The 21,261-nt window shown below is 73.0% G+C and carries 20 protein-coding genes; 16 read left to right on the forward strand and 4 right to left on the reverse strand.

Annotated features, from left to right (window positions below; genetic code table 11):
- Positions 1-115 precede the first annotated feature (115 nt).
- The 6 genes from ACZ4VT_RS23055 to ACZ4VT_RS23080 all read left to right on the forward strand — a co-directional run bounded on the left by ACZ4VT_RS23055 (position 116) and on the right by ACZ4VT_RS23080 (position 6,986).
- Positions 116-1,285 (forward strand): lipid II:glycine glycyltransferase FemX, encoded by a 1,170-nt coding sequence (locus ACZ4VT_RS23055; protein ID WP_467952254.1) that lies wholly within the window; start codon positions 116-118, stop codon positions 1,283-1,285.
- A complete protein-coding gene (gene murJ, locus ACZ4VT_RS23060; RefSeq protein ID WP_467952256.1) occupies positions 1,282-2,949 on the forward strand; it encodes a murein biosynthesis integral membrane protein MurJ in 1,668 nt (555 codons plus the stop codon). Before ACZ4VT_RS23055 ends, murJ begins: the two co-directional genes overlap by 4 nt.
- A gap of 40 nt (positions 2,950-2,989) precedes the next feature.
- Positions 2,990-3,673 (forward strand): response regulator, encoded by a 684-nt coding sequence (locus ACZ4VT_RS23065; protein ID WP_467952258.1) that lies wholly within the window; start codon positions 2,990-2,992, stop codon positions 3,671-3,673.
- A 6-nt stretch (positions 3,674-3,679) separates the two neighbouring features.
- Entirely contained in the window at positions 3,680-5,125 is a 1,446-nt protein-coding gene (locus ACZ4VT_RS23070; protein WP_467952260.1) for an ATP-binding protein, read from the forward strand.
- Positions 5,122-5,655, forward strand: coding sequence for a hypothetical protein (locus tag ACZ4VT_RS23075; RefSeq protein ID WP_467952262.1), 534 nt, complete (start codon positions 5,122-5,124; stop codon positions 5,653-5,655). The genes ACZ4VT_RS23070 and ACZ4VT_RS23075 overlap by 4 nt, the downstream gene beginning before the upstream one ends.
- A 71-nt stretch (positions 5,656-5,726) precedes the next feature.
- Complete coding sequence (locus ACZ4VT_RS23080) at positions 5,727-6,986, forward strand: cytochrome P450 (protein ID WP_467952264.1); 1,260 nt, start codon at positions 5,727-5,729, stop codon at positions 6,984-6,986.
- On the opposite strand, the gene ACZ4VT_RS23085 is transcribed toward ACZ4VT_RS23080, so the two are convergent.
- Positions 6,946-7,674, reverse strand: a complete 729-nt coding sequence (locus ACZ4VT_RS23085; protein ID WP_467952266.1) for a hypothetical protein — start codon at positions 7,672-7,674, stop codon at positions 6,946-6,948. The genes ACZ4VT_RS23080 and ACZ4VT_RS23085 overlap by 41 nt on opposite strands.
- A 158-nt stretch (positions 7,675-7,832) precedes the next feature.
- Here ACZ4VT_RS23085 and ggt point away from each other — a divergent pair, with 158 nt between their 5' ends.
- The gene (ggt, locus tag ACZ4VT_RS23090; protein WP_467952268.1) at positions 7,833-9,638 is read left to right on the forward strand and encodes a gamma-glutamyltransferase; all 1,806 of its coding nucleotides are present in this window, start codon (positions 7,833-7,835) and stop codon (positions 9,636-9,638) included.
- 3 nt (positions 9,639-9,641) lie between these two features.
- On the opposite strand, the gene map is transcribed toward ggt, so the two are convergent.
- Positions 9,642-10,409, reverse strand: a complete 768-nt coding sequence (gene map / locus ACZ4VT_RS23095; protein WP_467952270.1) for a type I methionyl aminopeptidase — start codon at positions 10,407-10,409, stop codon at positions 9,642-9,644.
- Positions 10,410-10,474: 65 nt separating this feature from the next.
- On the opposite strand from map, the gene ACZ4VT_RS23100 reads away from it, so the two are divergent.
- From ACZ4VT_RS23100 to ACZ4VT_RS23135, 8 genes are all read left to right on the forward strand, one after another.
- Positions 10,475-10,726: a helix-turn-helix domain-containing protein gene (locus tag ACZ4VT_RS23100; protein WP_030715317.1), complete on the forward strand. Its 252-nt coding sequence runs from the start codon at positions 10,475-10,477 to the stop codon at positions 10,724-10,726.
- An 87-nt stretch (positions 10,727-10,813) separates the two neighbouring features.
- Positions 10,814-11,014, forward strand: coding sequence for a hypothetical protein (locus ACZ4VT_RS23105; protein ID WP_467952272.1), 201 nt, complete (start codon positions 10,814-10,816; stop codon positions 11,012-11,014).
- 9 nt (positions 11,015-11,023) lie between these two features.
- Positions 11,024-11,404 (forward strand): PPOX class F420-dependent oxidoreductase, encoded by a 381-nt coding sequence (locus tag ACZ4VT_RS23110; RefSeq protein ID WP_351292618.1) that lies wholly within the window; start codon positions 11,024-11,026, stop codon positions 11,402-11,404.
- A 99-nt stretch (positions 11,405-11,503) separates the two neighbouring features.
- Positions 11,504-13,027, forward strand: a complete 1,524-nt coding sequence (locus ACZ4VT_RS23115) for a hypothetical protein (RefSeq protein WP_467952274.1) — start codon at positions 11,504-11,506, stop codon at positions 13,025-13,027.
- A 528-nt stretch (positions 13,028-13,555) separates the two neighbouring features.
- Positions 13,556-14,398: a nitrilase-related carbon-nitrogen hydrolase gene (locus ACZ4VT_RS23120; protein WP_467952275.1), complete on the forward strand. Its 843-nt coding sequence runs from the start codon at positions 13,556-13,558 to the stop codon at positions 14,396-14,398.
- Complete coding sequence (locus tag ACZ4VT_RS23125; protein WP_467952277.1) at positions 14,395-15,690, forward strand: aspartate aminotransferase family protein; 1,296 nt, start codon at positions 14,395-14,397, stop codon at positions 15,688-15,690. The genes ACZ4VT_RS23120 and ACZ4VT_RS23125 overlap by 4 nt, the downstream gene beginning before the upstream one ends.
- A 10-nt stretch (positions 15,691-15,700) precedes the next feature.
- Complete coding sequence (gene hydA / locus ACZ4VT_RS23130; RefSeq protein ID WP_362805494.1) at positions 15,701-17,101, forward strand: dihydropyrimidinase; 1,401 nt, start codon at positions 15,701-15,703, stop codon at positions 17,099-17,101.
- Between the two features lie 18 nt (positions 17,102-17,119).
- Positions 17,120-18,121, forward strand: coding sequence for a TIGR03842 family LLM class F420-dependent oxidoreductase (locus ACZ4VT_RS23135; RefSeq protein ID WP_467952280.1), 1,002 nt, complete (start codon positions 17,120-17,122; stop codon positions 18,119-18,121).
- Positions 18,122-18,212: 91 nt separating this feature from the next.
- Here the strand turns inward: ACZ4VT_RS23135 and ACZ4VT_RS23140 are convergent, their stop codons facing one another.
- Positions 18,213-18,530 (reverse strand): hypothetical protein, encoded by a 318-nt coding sequence (locus ACZ4VT_RS23140; RefSeq protein ID WP_467952282.1) that lies wholly within the window; start codon positions 18,528-18,530, stop codon positions 18,213-18,215.
- Between the two features lie 296 nt (positions 18,531-18,826).
- Entirely contained in the window at positions 18,827-20,239 is a 1,413-nt protein-coding gene (locus ACZ4VT_RS23145) for an MFS transporter (RefSeq protein ID WP_467952284.1), read from the reverse strand.
- A gap of 141 nt (positions 20,240-20,380) precedes the next feature.
- On the opposite strand from ACZ4VT_RS23145, the gene ACZ4VT_RS23150 reads away from it, so the two are divergent.
- On the forward strand, positions 20,381-21,202 hold the full coding sequence (locus ACZ4VT_RS23150; RefSeq protein WP_467952388.1) for a helix-turn-helix transcriptional regulator: 822 nt from the start codon (positions 20,381-20,383) through the stop codon (positions 21,200-21,202).
- Positions 21,203-21,261 lie beyond the last annotated feature (59 nt).

Here is a 21,261-nt window from a genome sequence, read left to right on the forward strand (position 1 = left end):
AAACGGTCACCGTCCGGTCACAATCGCCGCGCCGTCCGGTCATGGCCGGCTGTGAGAGTCCTGTGCATCCCGATCCCCACCGCCCGCCCCGGACGTACAGGAAGGCCGAACAGCCATGTGTGCACTGCTCGTGACCCCCGCCCAGCAGCACCACGACCAGGACCGGGAGCTGACGGTGCGCACCCTGTCCGACCTCGAATACCAGGCGTTCCTTTCCCGGCACGGACGGGCCAGCTTCCTCCAGTACCCGTCCTGGGCCGCGGTAAAGGACCTTTGGCGGTCGGAAAAGGTCGGATGGCACTACCCCGGCGGCGAAATAGAGGGCGCCGGTCTCGTTCTCTACCGGCAATTCCCCGGCACCCGGAAATACTTCGCCTACCTTCCCGAGGGTCCCGTCGCGGACTGGTCCGACCCGCGCATCGACCGCTGGCTGAAGCCCCTCATGCGCCACATGCGCTCCGCCGGCGCCTTCGCCGTCCGCATCGGCCCCACCCCCGCCTACCGCCGCTGGGACGCGGCCACCGCCAAGTCCGGGACCGGGACCGGCCGGCAGATATCCGACGTGCTCGCCACCGAGGTCGACCCGGTGGGCGCCGCCCTCGCCGACCGGCTGCGCACCCGCGGCTGGAAGCGGTGCGGCGGTGAGGACGACGGCGACGCCCAGCCCCGCCACGTCTTCCGCGTGCCGCTGGCCGGCCGCTCCCTGGACGACCTGTGGTCGGGCCTGAACCAGGAGTGGCGGCGCAACGTGCGCAAGGCCGCGAAGGCCGGCGTGGAGACGGTCCTCGGCACCTCCGCCGACCTGCCCGAGTTCTACCGGCTGTTGCGCATCACCGAGGAGCGCGACGGCTTCCGGCTCGGCCGCTCCCTCGCGTACTACGAGCAGCAGTACCGGGTCCTGAACGCGGAGCAGCCCGGCCGCATGCGGCTCTACCTGGGCATCCACCGCGGCGAGATCCTCGCCGCCCACACGATGATCGTCGCCGGGAAGCGGGTCTGGTACCAGACCGGCGCCTCCGCCGACCACCGGCGCGAGGTGCGCCCCAGCAACGCCCTGCAGTGGCGCATGATGTGCGACGCCCACGCCCTCGGCGCGGAGGAGTACGACATGCGCGGGGTACCCTCCACCCTTGACCCCGACGAACGTTCCTTCGGGCTGCTGCGCTGGAAGCTCGGCACCGGCGGGCAGGTCGTCGAAACGCTCGGCGAATGGGAGGCCCCGATGGACGGAGTGGCCAACGTGGCGCTGTACAAGGCGTTCCAGGCCTACCTGGCCCGCCGGTGACGGCCACCGACGCCCGGCATACCGCCGCCGCGACCGACGGCGGCCCGGCACCGGGCAAGACCTCGGTGCTGCGCAGCGGCGCGCTCATGGCGGCCGGTTCGGTCGTCTCCCGCGCCACCGGCTTCATCCGCTCCGCCGTCGTCGTCGCGGCGCTGGGCACCGCACTGCTCGGTGACGGATACGCCGTCGCCAACACGGTCCCGAACATCATCTACATGCTGCTCGTCGGCGGCGCGCTCAACGCCGTCTTCGTGCCCGAGCTGGTCCGGGCCGCCAAGGAACACGCCGACGGCGGCGCCGCCTACACCGACCGCCTGCTGACCGCCTGCACGGCGGCGCTCGTCGCGCTCACCGCCGTGGCCGTCCTCGCCGCCCCCCTGATCATCTCGACGTACACCGACTACAGCGGGGCCCAGGAGAGCACCACCGTCGCGCTCGCCCGCTACTGCCTGCCGCAGATCCTCTTCTACGGGCTGTTCACCCTGCTCGGCCAGGTGCTGAACGCCCGAGGCCGGTTCGGCGCGATGATGTGGACGCCGGTCCTCAACAACTTCGTGATCATCGCCGTCTTCGGGCTGTTCCTGTACGTCTCCCACGACGCCGCGGACGGCCTGACCGCCGGCGAGACCCGCCTGCTGGGCCTCGGCACCACCGCCGGCATCGTCGTCCAGGCCCTCGCCCTGGTCCCCTCGCTGCGCGCCGCCCGCTTCCGCTGGCGCCCCCGCTTCGACTGGCGCGGCAGCGGCCTCGGCCGCCCCCTGCGCAACGCGGGCTGGCTGGTCATGCTCGTCTTCACCAACCAGATCGCCTACTGGGTCGTCACCCGGCTCTCCACCACCGCCGGCGTCGAGGCCGACCTGGCCGGCCTCCCGGGCGCCGGGTACGCCGCCTACAGCAACGCCTACCAGCTGTGGATCGTCCCGCAGGGCATCATCACCGTCTCCCTCGTGACCGCCCTGATGCCCCGGATGAGCGCGGCCGCCTCCGACGGCGAACTCGCCACCCTGCGCGGTGACATCTCCTACGCCCTGCGCTCCAGCGCCGCCCTCGTCGTCCCCGCCGCAGCGCTCTTCGCCGCCCTCGCCCCGTGGCTGATGGGCGCCGTCTTCGAGTACGGCCGCACCGACGCCGCGGGAATCGAGGTCATGGCCGGCATGCTCATCGCCTTCGCTCCCGGCCTGGTCGCCTTCTCCGCACAGTACGTGCTCTCGCGCGGCTTCTACGCCCTCTCCGACACCCGGACCCCCTTCTTCCTGAACCTGGTCATCGCCGCGCTGAACGCCGGGCTGTCCGCCGCCGCCTACTTCCTGCTGTCCCCCCGCTGGGCGGTCACCGGCATGGCCGCGGCCTCCTCCCTCGCCTTCTTCGCGGGCGCCGCCGTGACCGCGTACACCCTCTCCCGGCGGCTCGGCCCGCGCACGGGGACCCGTACCGAGCGGCGCGCCACGGCCGTACGGACCCACCTGCGGCTCCTGATCGCCTGCGTCCCGGCGGCCGCCGCCGCGTACGGCGCCGCCCGGGCCGCCGAAGGCCTCGGCGATTTCGCGGCGGTCGGGGCGGGAACCGCGGCCCTGGCTCTCGTCGTCGTTGTCCTCGCCCGGCCGTTGCGCCTGACGGAGATCACCGACCTGCTGGACTCCCTGCGGCGGAAGGTCGGCCGATAGCGGGAGGAAGCGCAACACAACGACTTGGCATACTGACCGGATGCCACGTGTACTGCTGATCGAGGACGACCCGTCCATCCGGGAGGGCGTGGGGCTGGGCCTGCGCCGCCGCGGCCACGAAGTGAGCTCCGCCGAGACCGGTGAGGAGGGGCTCGCCCTGATGGCGGGCTTCCGCCCGGAACTCGTCCTCCTCGACCTGATGCTGCCCGGCATGAACGGGGTGCAGGTCTGTCACCGCATTCGCGAGAACAGCGAGGTGCCGATCATCATGCTCACCGCGCGCGGCGACGACTTCGACATAGTCATCGGCCTGGAGGCCGGCGCCGACGACTACATCGTGAAACCCGCCCGCACCGAGGTCATAGAAGCCCGCATCAAGGCCGTACTGCGCCGGCTCAGCGACCCCGTGGGAACCCGCAACGAGACCGCGGTCCACGGCGAACTCGCCATCGACCGCGCCGGGCTGACCGTCGCCAAGAACGGCGAGCGCGTCGCCCTCGCCCCCAGCGAGATCAAGCTCCTGCTGCACCTGTCGGCCTCGCCCGAGCAGGTCTTCTCCCGCCAGCAGCTCCTCGAGTACGTCTGGGACCACAGCTACCACGCCGACTCCCGGCTCGTGGACGCCTGCGTCCGCCGCCTGCGCCACAAGATCGAGGACCCCGCCGGCAGCCCCCGCTACATCCAGACCGTGCGCGGCTTCGGCTACCGCTTCGGTCCCCTGTAGGCCGCGGTGCGACGCATAGCACCGCTCGGGCTGCGCACCCGGCTGATAGCGGCCTTCCTGCTGGTCGCCGCGATCAGTGCGGTGACCACCGCCGCCCTGACCTACCAGCAGGCGCGCAACGCCATCCTCAAGCAGACCCAGGACACCGCGGTGAACACCCTGCGGGACCAGGTCGAGCAGCAGGAGATCCGCCTCCCCCTGACCCAGCCCGAGCTCCAGCGCATCGTCATCGAGCTCGGCAAGCGCGGCAAACCCCACCCGTGGATCATCTTCGGCGAGTACGGCGGGCTGCGCGTCTCCACCAACCCGGGCACGCCCACCTCCACCGTCATCACCGACAGCCTGCGCGAGAAGGTCCGGCACAACCAGTACGCAGCCTTCCAGCGCGCCGAGGACCAGCGCGGCAACCCGTGGCTGACGATCGGCGTCCCCGCCCTCTTCGAGCACAACGGCTACACCGAATCCACCGGGGCCGTCTTCTACGCCAGCGTCCCGCTCTCCACCGAGAAGCAGACCGTCGAAGCGATGGTCGAGGCCGCCCAGCAGGGCGCCGTCCCGGGGCTGGCCATCGCCATCGTTCCCGCGCTGCTGGCCGCCCGCAGCGTGCTGCGGCCGGTCCGCGACATGCGCCGGGCCGCCCAGCGCCTGGGCCGCGGCCGCCTCGACACCCGCATCGAGGTCCGGGGCGCCGACGAACTCGCCGGACTCGCCCGCACCTTCAACGAGACCGCCCGCGCCCTGGAGCAGTCCGTGCGCGAACTGCAGGACGCGGAGACCCGCGCCCGCCGCTTCGCCTCCGACGTCTCCCACGAACTGCGCACCCCGCTCGCCGGGATGCTCGCCGTGACCGAGGTACTCGACGAGGACGCCTCCCGCCTCGACGCCGACACCGCCAAGGCCCTGCGCCTGGTCAGCGCCGAGACCGGCAAACTCGCCGTCCTCGTCGAGGACCTGATGGAGATCTCCCGCTTCGACGCCCGCGCCGCCGAGCTCAACCTCGACGACGTCGACATCGCCGAAGCCGTGCGCAAGACCCTCGAACGACGCCACTGGGACGACGAGCGCGTCGTCACCCGGCTGCCGGACCGGGTGCGCGCCCGGCTCGACCCCCGCCGCTTCGACGTGGTCCTCGCCAACCTCGTGGGCAACGCCCTGCGGCACGGCGGCGCCCCCGTACACGTCACCGTACGGACCGCACCGGGCGCGGACGGCGAACGGCTGCTCATCGACGTCGCCGACAGCGGGCCCGGCATCGCCCCCGAGGTCCTGCCGCACATCTTCGACCGCTTCTTCAAAGCCGACGCGGCCCGGACCCGCTCCGCGGGCAGCGGCCTCGGACTCGCCATCACCCTGGAGAACGTGCGCCTGCACGGCGGCACCCTCCGGGCGGGCAACGGACCCACCGGGGGAGCGCTCTTCACCCTCGACATGCCGCTGGAGGCCCGCGAATGAGACCGCGGAAGACGAGAGCCCGGGCCACGGCGGCCACGGCCGCGCTGGCGGGCTGCGCCCTGCTGCTCACCGGCTGCGGGATCAAACGCACCGGGGTGATCGAGAGCGGCCACGCCGCCACCGTCAAGGTCCCCAACGGCACCAACGCCGCCGTCCTCTACTTCGTCTCCAAGGAGGGGGACCGGCTCGTCCCCGTCCCGTTCGCGATCAATCCCGAGTACACCCTCGCGCCCGTGCCGCTCGTGCGGCTGCTGCTGAACGGCCCCACCCCGCCGGCCCAGGAGGCCGGCCTCACCACGGCGCTGCCCAAGGTGCCCGAGGGGCAGGAGCAGACGGTGACCGTGAGCGCGTACGCGCCGGACAAGGGGCTGACGGTCCACGTGCCGTTCGCCGTGGGCAGCCTCTCGGACCTGGCCCGCAACCAGCTGGTGTGCACCGTCGGCACCTCCGCCGTGCGGGACGTCGTCACCCCGGTCACCCTGCACGGCCCCGACGCCATCCTCCCGGCCGCCGACTGCACCCAGCGGTGACGGGTGCGGCCGGCCGCGTCGGCCGGCCGCGCCCCTTGCGGACGGGGCCGCGCACCCGTCACCGTGACCCCATGGATCACGCCGCGGACGTCCCTGACGTCTTCGACCCCCGCATCTACGCCGAGGGCATCCCGCACGACAGCTACCGGCTGCTGCGCGAGCACCATCCGGTGGCCTGGCAGCCGGAGCCGGAGATCCAGGGCTGGCCGGCCGGCCCCGGATTCTGGGCCGTCACCCGGCACGCCGACGTCGTACGCGTCCTGCGCGACCACCGGACGTACTCCTCCCGGCTCGGCGCCACCCAGATCCGCGACCCCGACCCGGCCGACCTGCCGTTCCTGCGGCGCACCATGCTCAACCAGGACCCGCCGGAGCACGGCGGACTGCGCCGCCTCGTCTCCCGCGCCTTCACCCCGGCCCGCGTCGACGCCTTCGCCGCCCGGGTACGGGAACGCGCCCGCGCCCTGCTGGCCGGCGCGCGGGAGGGCGCCGAGGACGGCGCCGCCGACCTCGTGCGCACCGTCACCGACGAGTACGCGCTGCTGAACCTCACCGATCTGCTGGGCGTCCCGGCCGCCGACCGAGCCCTGCTGCTGGAGTGGACCGTACGGATCATCGGATACCAGGACCCCGAGGACGCCCCGGCGCCCGTGCCCGGCCCGGACGGCAAACCGCTCAACCCGCGCTCCCCGGCGCTGCTCGGCGAGATGTTCGCGTACGCCCGCGAACTGGCCGCCCACAAACGCGCGCACCCCGGCGACGACCTGATGACCGCCCTCGCCGAGGCCGGACTCGACCCGGCCGAACTGGAGATGTTCTTCTTCCTGCTGACCGTCGCCGGCAACGACACCGTGCGCAGCGCCGCCCCCGGCGGCCTGCTCGCCCTCGCCCTCGCCCCGGACGCCTACCGGCGGCTCGCCGGCGGACGGGTCCCCGTGGACCGGGCCGTCGACGAACTCCTGCGCGTCCACCCGCCGGTGCTCAGCTTCCGCCGCACCGCCGCCGTCGACACCGAACTGGCCGGGCGGCCGGTCCGGGCCGGGGACAAGGTGGTGGTCTTCCACGCCTCCGCCAACCACGACGAGCGGGTCTTCGCCGACCCGGGCCGCCTCGACCTCGGCCGGACGCCCAATCCGCACGTCTCCTTCGGGGACGGCCCGCACGTCTGCCTCGGCGCCCACTTCGCCCGGCTCCAGCTGCGCATCCTCCACGAGGAGTGGTGCGCGGCCATGCCGGCGCCGGAACTCGCCGGTCAGCCCAGGCGGTTGGTGTCGAACTTCATCAACGGGATCACGCGGCTGCCGGTTCGGGTGTCCGGGCCGGCCCGGTGACGTCGGCCAGCAGCTCCGTGACATCGGGCCCGTAGGCATCGGAGTTGATCACCTTCAGCATGAGACAGAACGACCCGTTGCCGTACTTGCGGGCCAGTCGCTCGTGGTGCCTGGCCAGGTAACGGGCCGCGGCCTGGTTGCTGATGGCGGTCTGCCCCGACAGCAGGAACACCGGCCGGGTGCCCTGCTCCGTCGTCAGCCGCGCCAGCAGGACGTGCTCGATCTCGCCCTTCACCCAGCGGTACGCCTCCCCGCCGACCCGGATGGCCCCGCGGTCCGGATGCCCCGAGGCGAGCCCGACGTCGGTCCGCACCCCCGGCAGCATGGAGGCCAGGTGCGCGGTCGTCCGCGCGTTGGAGGCCGGGCCGCCCACGCAGAACTCGGCGCGCTCGCCGAAGCCCTGGCGGGCCCCCTCCTGGGTGACGATCTGGACGGTCGCCCCGCAGTCCTTGATCAGGGAGGAGATCTCCAGCAGGGCGAAGGCGTCGTTGCGGTGCAGGGAGGAATCGGTGCCGCCCATCTGCCGGTTGACCACGAACAGACAGTCGGAGCCGGTCGGCAGGCCGAAGAAGGCCTGCTTGCGGCGGAGCGCGCGCCGCCAGAGGTAGGTGCGGGCGAACCAGCCGAGCCCGCCGCTGAGGGCGGTGGCTATCACCCCGAGCAGGATGTTGCGCACGTCGTCGTTCATGCGCGGGATGCTAGCGCCGTGACCGCGGCACCGGGACACCCCGTGCGGAAGATCGCAGCCCGTGCCCGGGCCGGGCCGACGCCGCGCGCCGCAAGGCGTCCTGACGGGGCGGGGGGCTCGGCGCTAGGCTCGGCGCCACGCTGCCACTGGAGGTCCGGATGCACCGTCCCGTCGCCCGCACGTTACCGCTGCTGGCCGTCGTCGCCGCACTCGTCTCGACCGGCGCCGCGCCGCCGTCCGCCGCCGGGTCCCCGGCCCCGCCGGCGAAGGTCCCGGTCGCCGCGGGCTACGGCGGGGCCGTCGCCAGTGTCGACGCGGACGCCTCGGCGGTGGGCATCGACGTCCTGCGCTCCGGCGGCAACGCCGTGGACGCCGCCGTCGCCACGGCCGCCGCGCTCGGGGTCACCGAGCCCTACTCGGCGGGCATCGGCGGAGGCGGCTACCTCGTCCACTACGACGCCACGTCCCGCCGCGTGCACACCATCGACGGCCGCGAGACCGCGCCGGCCTCGGCCACCGACACCCTCTTCCAGGAGAACGGGGTCCCCATCCCCTTCGCCGAGGGCCAGACCAGCGGCCTCGGCGTCGGCGTCCCCGGCACCCCCGCCACCTGGACGAGCGCCCTCGACGCGTGGGGCACCCGCCCGCTGCGCCAACTCCTGCGGCCCGCCGAGAAACTGGCCCGCGACGGCTTCACCGTGGACAGCACCTTCCGGGCCCAGACGGAGCTCAACGAGGCCCGCTTCAGGGACTTCCCCGACACCTCGAAGCTCTTCCTGCCCGGCGGCGCCCTGCCGGTGGTCGGCTCCACCTTCAAGAACCCGGACCTGGCCGACACCTACGCCGAACTGGCCCGCAAGGGCACGGGCGCGCTCTACCGCGGCCCGATCGCCGACGAGATCGTCCGGACCGTCCGCAAACCCCCGGTGGACCCGGCGGCGACGCGGATCGTCCGCTCGGGCGACCTGACCACCCGCGACCTGCGCACGTACGCCACCAAGCGGCAGGACCCGACCCGGGTGGGGTACCGCGGCCTGGACGTCTACGGCATGGCGCCCTCCTCCTCCGGCGGCACCACCGTCGGCGAGGCCCTCAACATCCTGGAGCGCACCGACGTCGCGAAGCTCTCCGAGACGCAGTACCTGCACCGGTTCATCGAGGCCTCGCGGATCTCGTTCGCCGACAGGGGCCGCTGGGTGGGCGACCCGGCCGCCGTGAGCGTGCCGACGCGCGAGCTCCTCTCGCAGCGCTTCGCCGACTCGCGCGCCTGCCTGATCAAGCCGGACCGTACGCTGACCAGCCCGCTCGCCCCCGGCGACCCGCGCAGCCCGGTGCCGTGCGCCACCACCGGGCAGGCCGCCCCGACCACGTACGAGGGGGAGAACACCACGCACCTGACGGTCGCCGACCGCTGGGGCAACGTGGTGTCCTACACCCTGACCATCGAGTCCACCGGCGGCAGCGCGATCACCGTGCCGGGCCGCGGTTTCCTGCTGAACAACGAGCTCACCGACTTCTCCTTCGCCCCGGCCGCGCCCGGGGTCCCGGACCCGAACCTGCCCGGCCCGGGCAAGCGGCCGCGCTCCTCCATGTCCCCGACGATCGTGCTGGAGGACGGCCGGCCGGTGCTCGCCGTGGGCTCGCCGGGCGGCGCCACCATCATCACCACCGTCCTGCAGACCCTCATCGGCCACCTGGACCGGGGCCTGCCGCTGGTCGACGCGATCGCCGCGCCGCGCGCCAGCCAGCGCAACCAGGCCACCACCGAGCTGGAGCCGGGTCTGTGGAACAGCCCGCTCCGCGCCTCGCTGGAGGCACTCGGCCAGGGCTTCCGGCAGAACCCGGAGATCGGCGCCGCCACCGGTGTCCAGCGCCTGCCCGACGGCCGCTGGCTGGCGGCGGCCGAGACCAGCCGCCGCGGCGGCGGCTCGGCCATGGTGGTCCACCCGCACGGCAGGCCGTAGCACTCAGAGGGCGGTGAGGATCCTCGGGCCCCCGGTGGTGATCGCGACCGTGTGCTCCGAGTGCGCGGCGCGGCTGCCGTCGACGGTGCGCAGGGTCCAGCCGTCCCCGTCGCAGCGGTAGTCGTCCGTACCGCCCGCGATCAGCATCGGCTCGATGGCGAGGACCATGCCGGGGCGCAGCTTCATGCCGCGTCCCGGCGGGCCCTCGTTGGGCACGCCGGGGTCCTCGTGCATGGCGCGGCCGATGCCGTGGCCGCCGAAGCCGTCCGGGACGCCGTACCCGGCGGCGCGGCAGACCGTGCCGACGGCGTGGGCGATGTCCCCGATCCTGTTGCCGGGCACGGCGGCGGCGATCCCGGCCGCGAGGGCCGCCTCGGAGGTCTCGATCAGCCGCAGGTCGGCCGGGCGGGCCCGGCCGACGGTGAAGCTCACCGCCGCGTCCCCGACCCAGCCGCGGAGCTTCGCCCCGCAGTCGATGCTGACCAGGTCGCCGTCGCGCAGCCGGTACCCGTCGGGGATGCCGTGCACGATCGCGTCGTTGACCGAGGCGCACACCACGCCCGGGAAGGGCACCGGCGCGAACCGCGGCCGGTAGCCCAGGAAGGGCGAGGTCGCGCCCTCCTCGCTCAGCACCCCGCGGGCCACCCGGTCCAGGTCCAGCAGGGTCATCCCGACGCGCGCGGCCTCCCGTACGGCGGCCAGGGCGCGGCCGACCACCCGGCCCGCGGCGCGCATCTCGTCGATCTCTCGGTCCGTCTTCAGTTCCACCATGCCAATAACTATACCGGTATAACAATGACGGGATAGTTATTGGCGTCCGGGGGTAGGATGACCGCATGGTCCGTACCCCCCTCACCCCCGAAGAGCGCGAGCGCGGCGAGCGGCTCGGCGCCCTGTTGCGCGAGGCGCGCGGCGGCCGCAGCATGGTCGAGGTCGCGGCCGGCGCGGGGCTCTCCGCCGAGACCCTCCGCAAGATCGAGACCGGCCGGGCGCCCACGCCCGCCTTCTTCACGGTCGCCGCGCTCGCCGGGGCGCTCGGGCTCTCGCTGGACGACCTGCTGACGCGCTGCGCCGTCGTTCCCGTCTGACGCCGGCCCGGTCCGTCCGGGCGGGCCGGCGGGCCGAACGGCCCAATCGGCGGTGGGAGCGCCGGGGCGCGGGGCAAGCGTGAAGGCGTGTCAGCCACGAACGCATCCCAGCGACTCGGTTTCGGAATCCTCGGCGCGCTCCTCGCGGGCGGCCTGCTGCTCGCGGCCTGCGCCGCCCCCGACGGCCCGGCACGCGCCGACGAGGAGGGCCGCGCCCCCTCGAAGACGGCCCGCGGTCCCGCCGGGGCGAACGGAAGGACGCCCCCGCCGGAAGGCCCCCGGGGCTAGGGTCGCGTCATGGATCTCGAGGAACTCGGCAGAGCCCGCTACATCAGTCTCACGACCTTCCGCAAGGACGGCACGCCCGTGGCGACGCCGGTCTGGGCGGTGGCCGACGGGGGTGAGCTGTACGTGTGGACGCGTACCGAAACGTGGAAGGTCAAGCGCATCCGCAACAACGGGCGGGTCACCGTCACCGCGTGCGACGTGCGCGGGCGCGTCCGGGAGGGGGCGCCGGTGCACGAGGGCGAGGCCCGGCTGCTCGACGAGACGGGGCTGCGGCGGGTGCGGAAGCTGATGTCGCGCAAGTACACCTGGCAGTACTGGTTGGTGGACGTGCCCGCCACCCTGGCGCGGCGCGGGAAGCGTCCGCACACCGCGATCGCCGTCAAGCTTTGAGACTCCCGTAGCCCGCCCGTAACACGGGTGGGGTCCAATGCGGTCATGGAGACCGCGACTTCACTGGCGATCAGTCAACTCTCCGGATACTTGCGGGGGTTGACCCAGAGGCTGGATCCCGGGGCAGGCTGGTACGGGGAGTTCCTGCGCCGGGATCCGGACGGCATGCGGGCCTGTCTGGAGGGGGCCGCCATGCCGCCGTGGGACGTGGTCGAGTCGCTGCTGAGAGACCTGGCGGGGGCGCGGGGCGCGGAGTCCGCGGCGCGGGAGACCGTATACGCGGCGCAGCTGCGGACGGCGGCCGTCACCGTGTGGGACCGGCTGCCGGGCGGCGAGCAGGAGCTGCGGACCCTGCTCGCGGCCTCCGCCGCCCAGCGCTCCGAGTCGGAGACGGCCCTGCGCAACCTCACGGCGCGGCTCTCCGTCTCCGCCGACCCGGCGGAGACGGACGCCCTGACCCGCGAACTCTCCTGGACCCAGGACGACGTGGCCCGCGCCGCGGCCCGCCACGAGGACCTGGCCGCCCGCCTGACCACTCTGCGGTCCGCCCACCCGGAACCCGCCTCCCCGCTGCCCGGCGTCCCCCGCCAACGGCCCGTGCCCCCCGAAGAGCCCCACTACCCGGTCGCCTGGTCCGAGGCGCCGGACGGGTGGACCGGAGCCCTGCCCCGGCGGCCCCGCCGGGCGGCCGAGCGGCCGCAAGCGCCGGCCGAGTGGTCCGAGCCGCCGGGCGGGCAGGCGCTCCAGGAGTCCGGCGCCGACGCGACGGACGGGCACGGGGCCGTGGGGCGGGCCGAGGGGCGGTGGCTGCGCGGGGGCCGGCGGGCCGGAGGCGCCCGGTACGCCGGGTCCGCGGCTCCCGAGGCGCCGGCCTTCACCCCGCCGCCCGGGCAGCCGGCCGACGCGGATGGGCCGGCGCCCGACGGCCCGGGGGCGGAGCACGGCCGGCCCGCCCCGCGCGGGGCACGCTTCGGGCCGCCGCAGGGGCCGTTGCCGCGCGGCGCCCGGTTCGGCCGCCCCCGGCCGGAGCCCGTGACACCGCCCCACGAGACGGCCGAGGCGGCCGGCGGCGAAGCCGCGGCCCACTCCGCGGCCGCGGCCGGGGCCGCGCGGGCCGTGGCCGCCGAACTGCTCGCGCTGCGCGCACAGGGCCGCAGCGGCGAGGCGCACGCGCTGTTGTGCGAGACCGCGGCCGGGCCCGCCGAGCGGCTGCCCGGGCTGGCCGCCGAGCTGGCCCGCGCCGGGCTCGCGGCCGACTGGGCCACCCTGCTGTGGGAGGCGGGCTCGCTCCCGCCCGCGCGGCTCGCGGCAGCCGCCGCGGCCCTCGGCGACGCCGGCCGGGAGGCCGACTGCGACGCCCTGCTGCGCCAGGGAGTGGCCCGCCCCGCCGCCGAGGTCGCGGACGCCGCCCTCGCCCTCGGCGACGCCGGCCGCGTCCGCGAGGCCGACGCCCTGCTCGGCGCGTTCGTCCGGGTCCGCACCGCCGAGGAGGCCGCCGGGCTGGCCCGCCGCGACCCGCAGTGGTTCGCCCCGCGCCTGCTCCAGGCGGCCCGCGCCCTGCCCGGCTCCCGCCACCGCGACCTCGTCCACGCCTTACGGGTGGCCGGCTTCGGAGCGGGCTAGGGCGGGCGCGGGTTGGCTGCGCCGCTCGGGCCGGGGTGGGGTGGGGTGGGGTGGGGTGGGGCCGGTTGTGCCGGAGTCGGGCGCGCGCCGGGGTGTCTCCTCGGGCGCCGAACGTGGCGAGGGGTCGGAGAGCGGAGCCTTGTTGTGTTCGGCGCCCTGCGGGGGCACCCCGACACACACCCGACCCCGTCCCAACCGGCCCGGCTGCTACCCCAGCCCCTGCGACCTTGCCGCACCATCCAGGCTGGCCGCCCAATTTCCAGCCCCGCCGCACCAAATTCAGCCTCGGCGGCGTTTGAGGCGCGGGGGCCGGGGCGGAGCCGCCGGGAGCCACGCCGCGGTCCGACAAGCTCCCCCGAACCCGCCCGTCTGCTGACCGCAATCGACCGAGGGGCGACGTAACCTGATCGACTGCTCCAACAGCGCACGGCGGTCTTGCCCCACGCTGTGACGGGGCCTACGTTCTACTCCCTACGGACATCATCTACGTGCGTAGAACTCGGCGTTCCCGTTCGCGAGGAGCAGCTCATGGCCCAAGTCGTCCGCGCCGCGCTGGTCCAGGCCACCTGGACCGGAGACACCGAATCGATGATCGCCAAACACGAGGAGCACGCCCGCCGGGCCGCCGCCCAAGGGGCAAAGATCATCGGCTTCCAGGAGGTGTTCAACGCCCCCTACTTCTGCCAGGTCCAGGAGCCCGAGCACTACCGCTGGGCCGAGGCCGTCCCCGACGGCCCCACCGTCCGCCGCATGCAGGAGCTCGCCCGCGAGACGGGCATGGTCATCGTCGTCCCGGTCTTCGAGCTGGAGAGCGAGGGCTTCTACTACAACACCGCCGCCGTCATCGACGCCGACGGCAGCTACCTGGGCAAGTACCGCAAGCACCACATCCCCCAGGTCAAGGGCTTCTGGGAGAAGTACTACTTCCGCCCGGGCAACCTCGGCTGGCCCGTCTTCGACACCGCCGTCGGGAAGGTCGGCGTCTACATCTGCTACGACCGCCACTTCCCCGAGGGCTGGCGCGCCCTGGGCCTGGCGGGGGCCCAGCTGGTCTACAACCCCTCCGCCACCCACAGGGGCCTGTCCTCCCACCTGTGGCAGCTGGAACAGCCCGCCTCCGCCGTCGCCAACGAGTACTTCGTCGCCGCGATCAACCGCGTCGGCCAGGAGGAGTACGGCGACAACGACTTCTACGGCACCAGCTACTTCGTCGACCCGCGCGGCCGGTTCGTCGGCGAGGTCGCCAGCGACAAGGAGGAGGAACTCCTCGTCCGCGACCTGGACTTCGACCTGATCAAGGAGGTCCGCGACCAATGGGCCTTCTACCGGGACCGCCGCCCCGACGCCTACGGAGGGCTCGTACAGCCGTGACCGACCCCACCCCGCTCCACAGCCGCCACCGCACCGTCCTGCCCGACTGGCTCGCGCTCTACTACGAGCACCCCATCGAGCTCACCCACGGCGAGGGCCGCCACGTCTGGGACGCCGACGGCAACCGCTACCTCGACTTCTTCGGCGGCATCCTCACCACGATGACCGCCCACGCCCTGCCCGAGGTCACCAAGGCCGTCTCCGAACAGGCCGGGCGGATCATCCACTCCTCCACCCTGTACCTGAACCGGCCGATGATCGAGCTGGCCGAGCGGGTCGCCGCCCTGTCCGGCATCCCCGACGCCCGGGTCTTCTTCACCACCTCCGGCACCGAGGCCAACGACACCGCCCTGCTGCTCGCGACGACGTACCGCCGCTCCAACCAGATCCTGGCGATGCGCAACAGCTACCACGGCCGGTCCTTCTCCACCGTCTCCATCACCGGCAACCGCGGCTGGTCCCCGACCAGCCTCTCGCCGCTGCAGACGTACTACGTCCACGGCGCCGTCCGCAGCCGCGGCCCCTTCGCCCACCTCTCCGACGCCGACTTCACCGCCGCGGCAGTCGCCGACCTGGAGGACGTGCTCGGCCAGGCCCGCGGGGGAGTGGCCGCCCTCATCGCCGAGCCGATCCAGGGCGTCGGCGGTTTCACCTCCCCGCCCGATGGCCTGTACGGGGCCTTCCGCGAGGTCCTGAACCGCCACGGCATCCTGTGGATCAGCGACGAGGTGCAGACCGGTTGGGGCCGTACCGGCGAGCACTTCTGGGGCTGGCAGGCGCACGCCCGGAACGGCCCGCCCGACATCCTCACCTTCGCCAAGGGCATCGGCAACGGCATGTCCATCGGCGGCGTGGTCGCCCGCGCCGAGGTGATGAACTGCATCGACTCCCACTCCATCTCCACCTTCGGCGGTTCCCCGGTCACCATGGCCGCCGGCGTCGCCAACCTCGCGTACCTGCTGGAGCACGACCTCCAGGGCAACGCCCGCCGTGTCGGCGGCCTGCTCCTGGACCGGCTCCGCGCCGTCGCCGCGCACGCACCCGCCGTACGGGAGGTCCGCGGCCGGGGCCTGATGGCCGGGCTGGAGCTGACGAAGCCGGGCACCGACGAGGCCGACCCGGACGCCGCCTCCGCCGTCCTGGAGGCGGCACGCGAACGCGGCCTGCTCCTCGGCAAGGGCGGCGGGTACAACACCAGCGTGCTGCGCATCGCGCCACCCCTGTCCCTCACCGTCGCCGAGGCGGAAGAGGGCGCCGAGATCCTCGAACAGGCCTTGCGCAGCATCGAGTAGGGGGACTCCCATGAGCATCCGCACCCTGATCCGCGGCGGCCTCGTCATCACCGCCGCCGACGAAGTGCACGCGGACGTCCTGATCGAGGACGGTCGCGTGGCGGCCCTCGCCGCACACGGCTCGGCAGCCGCCGAGGCCTGGACGGCCGACCGTACGATCGACGCGAGCGGGAAGTACGTGATCCCGGGCGGGGTCGACGCCCACACCCACATGGAACTCCCCTTCGGCGGCACCTCCGCCTCGGACACCTTCGAGACCGGAACCCGGGCCGCCGCCTGGGGCGGCACCACCACCATCGTCGACTTCGCCGTGCAGAGCGTGGGCCACTCCCTGCGCGAGGGACTCGACACCTGGTACGCCAAGGCCGACGGCAACTGCGCCGTCGACTACGCCTTCCACATGATCCTCTCGGACGTCAACGAGGGCACGCTGAAGGAGATGGACCTCCTCGTCGGGGAGGGCGTCACCTCGTTCAAGCTGTTCATGGCCTACCCGGGCGTCTTCTACAGCGACGACGGGCAGATCCTGCGCGCCATGCAGCGGGGTGCCTCCAACGGCGGGCTGATCATGATGCACGCCGAGAACGGCATCGCGATCGACGTCCTCGTCGAACAGGCCCTGGCGCGCGGGGAGACCGACCCCCGCCACCACGGCGAGGTCCGCAAGGTGCTCCTGGAAGCCGAGGCCACCCACCGCGCGATCCAGCTCGCGCGGGTCGCCGGCGCACCGCTGTACGTGGTCCACGTCTCGGCGGAGGAGGCGGTGGCCGAGCTGGCCGCCGCCCGTGACAAGGGGCTGCCCGTCTTCGGGGAGACCTGCCCGCAGTACCTGTTCCTGTCCACCGACAACCTGGAAGAGCCCGATTTCCAGGGCGCCAAGTACGTCTGCTCCACGCCGCTGCGGCCGAGGGAGCACCAGGCGGCGCTGTGGCGGGGGCTGCGGACCAACGACCTCCAGGTGGTCTCCACCGACCACTGCCCCTTCTGCTTCCGTGGCCAGAAGGAGCTCGGCCGCGGGGACTTCTCCAAGATCCCCAACGGGCTGCCCGGCGTGGAGAACCGCATGGACCTCCTCCACCAGGCCGTCCTGGACGGGCACATCAGCCGCCGCCGCTGGATCGAGATCGCCTGTGCGACCCCGGCCCGGATGTTCGGCCTCTACCCCCAGAAGGGCACCATCGCGCCGGGCTCCGACGCCGACATCGTCCTTTACGATCCGCACGCCGAGCAGGTCATCTCCGCCGAGACGCACCACATGAACGTGGACTACTCGGCGTACGAGGGCAAGCGGATCACCGGACGCGTCGACACGGTGCTGTCGCGCGGCGAACTCGTCATCGACCAGCGCGAATTCACCGGCCGGGCGGGCCACGGGGCCTTCATCCCCCGCTCCACCTGCCAGTACCTGTAAGCGTCAAGGAGCCGCCCCATGGACTTCGGCCTCGTCCTGCAAACCGACCCGCCCGCCTCGCAGGTCATCAGCCTCATGCGCCGCGCCGAGCGCAACGGCTTCCGCTACGGCTGGACCTTCGACTCCGCGGTGCTGTGGCAGGAGCCGTTCGTCATCTACAGCCAGATCCTGGAACACACCCGCAGACTGCACGTGGGCCCCATGGTCACCAACCCGGGCACCCGCACCTGGGAGGTCACCGCCTCCACCTTCGCCACCCTCAACGACATGTTCGGCAACCGCACCGTCTGCGGGATCGGCCGCGGCGACTCGGCGATGCGGGTCGCCGGGCGCAAACCCAACACCCTGGCCCGGCTCGGCGAGGCCATCGACGTCATCCGGGACCTCGCCGAGGGCCGCGAGGCGCTGGTCGACGGCAATCCGGTCCGGCTGCCGTGGGTCCGCGAGGGCCGGCTGCCGGTGTGGATGGCGGCGTACGGGCCCAAGGCCCTCGCCCTGGCCGGACAGAAGGCGGACGGGTTCATCCTCCAGCTCGCCGACCCGTACCTCACCGAGTGGATGGTCAAGTCGGTCCGCGAGGCCGCCGCCGAGGCCGGCCGTGATCCGGCGGAGATCACCATCTGCGTGGCGGCCCCCGCGTACGTGAGCGAGGACCTCGCGCACGCCCGCGACCAGTGCCGCTGGTTCGGCGGGATGGTCGGCAACCACGTCGCCGACCTCGTGACCCGCTACGGCGAGCACTCCTCGATGGTGCCGGATGAACTCACCGAGTACATCAAGGCCCGTCAGGGCTACGACTACAGCCACCACGGCCGCGCCGGGAACCCGTCCGCGGACTTCGTCCCCGACGAGATCGTCGACCGCTTCTGCCTGCTCGGCCCGGCCGAGGCCCACATCGAGAAGCTCCGGGTCCTGCGCGACCTCGGCGTCGACCAGTTCGCCGTGTACGACATGCACGACGCGCGCGAGGCCACGATCGACGCCTACGGTCAGTACGTCATCCCGGCCATGGACCGCTGAGGCGGCTCGGTCCTCTTCGACGGTCGTCCACCCGGTCCGGGGGCGCCGGGCCGGGTGGCGGCCGCGTGGTGGCGGGACCGGGCGGTCGGCGTCAGCCGCAGGCGACGTTGTCCACGGGCGTACCGGCCTGGTAGGAATTGTCGGGGCTGTTCTCCCACAGGATCATCGAGATGCAGTAGCCGTTCGTGCCGGTCTGGGTCACCGGTCCCGCGTACGAGACGAACTGGCCCTCGTTCTCCTTGGGGCCGCTCTTGCCGGGCACCTTCATGGATATCGACATGTAGTGCCGCGTTCCGGCCCACTTCTTCGCCACGAGGACGGCGCAATTGGTGCCGCCGTTGGCGCTGGAGTAATAGAGGTAACCCGTGGACCAGACGCCACCGGACCCCTGTAGGTCATAGGATCCCACCTGGGAACCGGAGCATCCGTATCCGCCCGCGTAAGCGCTGGGCGCCGTCGCGAGAATCGCGCTTCCGGTCATCGTGGCGAGAGCCGCCAGTGTGGCGAGAGATCTACGCATGGGGAACCCTTTGCTCCAGTTACTGGGAATTTCCGGTTCCATATAGTGGCTGACCGGCTATGACAGCACCCTAGGCTTGCGAACGCACAAGAGGAAAAGGCCCCAGCGAACCTGACGCGAATCCGCTGTATGAATCAAGCCAACCGGTACGCCGGCGGCTCGGAATTCCGAACCGCCGGACCGGTCTAGCCCTTGCGGCGCCCGAGGCCGAGGCCCACCAGGAGGGCCGCCGAGATCACGATCGCCGCGTCGACCGCGAGGACCGTGCGCACCCCGTCGAAGAGCGAGGCCCCGGTGGTGGCCAGCACCCCGAGCAGCGGGATGCCGATGGTGATGCCGACCTGCTGGGTGGTGGTGACCAGGCCGGTCGCCAGGCCCTGCTCCTCGTCGGGCACGCCGCTCGTCACCACCACTCCGTACGAGACGATCGCGCCCAGGTGGCACATGCTGGCCAGCGAGACGGCCGCGGTCGCCAGCAGGGCGCCCGACCCCGTGCCCACGCCGAGCAGCGCGACGCCCAGCAGGCCCTGGCCGAGCAGCGAGCCCACCAGGGTGCGGCGGGCACCGAAGCGGCCGATCACCTTCGAGGCGTACGAACCGGCGAGGACGGAGGCGACGCCCTGGACGCCGAAGACCAGACCCGTCCGGAAGGACGACAGCTCCAGGGTCTCCTGGAGGTAGAGGGTGAGCACGAAGACGACCGTCGACATCATCGAGAACGTCACCAGACCGCCGATGTTGCCCCACGCGATCGTGCGCCGCTTCAGCATCGGCAGCGAGACCAGCGGGGCCGGGGACTTCGACTCCACCGCCACGAACGCGGCGAGCAGGGCGACTCCGGCCACCAGCGTGCCCCAGACGTCCGGGTCGCCGAAGCCGCGCTGGGCCGCCGTCGTCAGGGCGTAGATCAGCGCGAGCAGTCCGCCGGTGACGGTGACGGCGCCGGGCACGTCCAGGCGCGGCCGCTCGGCGGTGCGCGATTCCGGCAGCAGGCCCGGCGCGAGGGCCAGGACGACCACCGAGGCGACCGCGAGCAGGCCCATCGTGGAGCGCCAGCCCAGGGTGTCGGTCATGACACCGCCGAGCACCATGCCGACGGTGAACCCGAGGGACAGCAGGGTGCCGGAGATGCCCAGCGCCTTGTCGCGCAGCGGGCCCTCGGGGAAGGTCGTGGTCAGCAGGGACATGCCGGTGGGCACGATCACCGCCGCGCCGAGCCCCTGCAGGGCGCGCCCGGTCAGAAAGGACGCCGGGTTCCAGGCGAGGGTCGCGAGCACCGAGGCCGCGCCGAAGAGCGCGAGGCCGGTGAGGAACAGCTTCTTGCGGCCGTACAGGTCGGCGATCCGGCCGAACAGGAGGAGGAAACCGCCGGAGGGCAGCGCGAACGCGGTGACCGCCCACTGGAGGGCGGACCGGTCGAGGCCCAGGTCCGCGCCGAGCACCGGCAGGGCCACGTTCAGGACGGAGAAGTCGAGCGCCACCATGAACTGGGCGGCGCAGAGGACGAAGAGGACCAGCCGGGCCCGTCCGGAGAGCCGGGTGTCGCCGGGGGTCGCCGGGCGCGGCCCGGTGGTCGTGGGGTGTGTGTCGATCGCCATGGCCACCACCTTCGTGGCCTGGGAATGTCCGTGCAGAGTGGGAACTTATCCTGTTGGCGGCACCACCAGGCAGCCGGACAGGGAGACTTCGTGGCCACAGCGACCGATGCGCACCGCCGGACGGAACTACGCGAGTTCCTGATGAGCAGGCGCGCGCGGATCACCCCGACCGAGGCCGGCCTGCCGGACGGCGGGGCCCGCCGGCGCACCCCGGGCCTGCGCCGCGAAGAGGTGGCCGTGCTCGCCGGGGTCGGGGTCTCCTGGTACCAGTGGCTGGAACAAGGCCGCGACATCACGGTGTCCTCGCAGGTCCTGGACGCGGTGGGCCGGGTGCTGAAGCTGACCAGCGCCGAGCGCCGGCACCTGTACGTGCTCGCCGGGCTCAACCCGCCGGCCCTGGAGGTCGCCCCCGACGACCAGGGGATGTGCGACGGCCTGAAGCGGCTGATCGAGGCCTGGATGCCGTTCCCCGCGCACATCATGGACGTGTACTGGAACACCGTGGCGTACAACGACGCGGCCGCCCTGGTGTTCGGGATGCGCCCGGAGATCGTGCAGAACTGCCTGATCGCCTTCTTCACCGACCCCATCTACCGGTCCCGCGCGGCGCACTGGGAGCGGATCGCCTGCGTGGTGGTGGCCCAGTACCGGGCGGCCTGCTCCGAGAACCCCCACGACGAGGGCTTCCGGGCCGTGATCGAGGAGGCGCGGGAGCTCAGCCCGGAGTTCGCCGAGCTGTGGGACCGGGGTGACGTCCGGCCCGGCGGCCAGATGGAGAAGCAGATGGACCATCCGGTCGCCGGCGCGCTGTACGTGGAGTCGACGCAGCTGCGCGTGCCGGCCCGCCCCGACCTGGCGATCGTGCTCCACACCCCGCTGCCCGGCACGGGCACGGCCGAGAGGCTGGAGTGGCTGGCCTCGCCCGAGGGCCGGCGGGCGTCGATGTTCCCGCTCGCCGGCTGAATCCCGCAGGGGGCCGGCCCGGGGCGATTCACCCCGCGGCCACCCGGTGGCCAGGCGGA

The organism is Streptomyces sp. NPDC029164 (assembly GCF_055563995.1).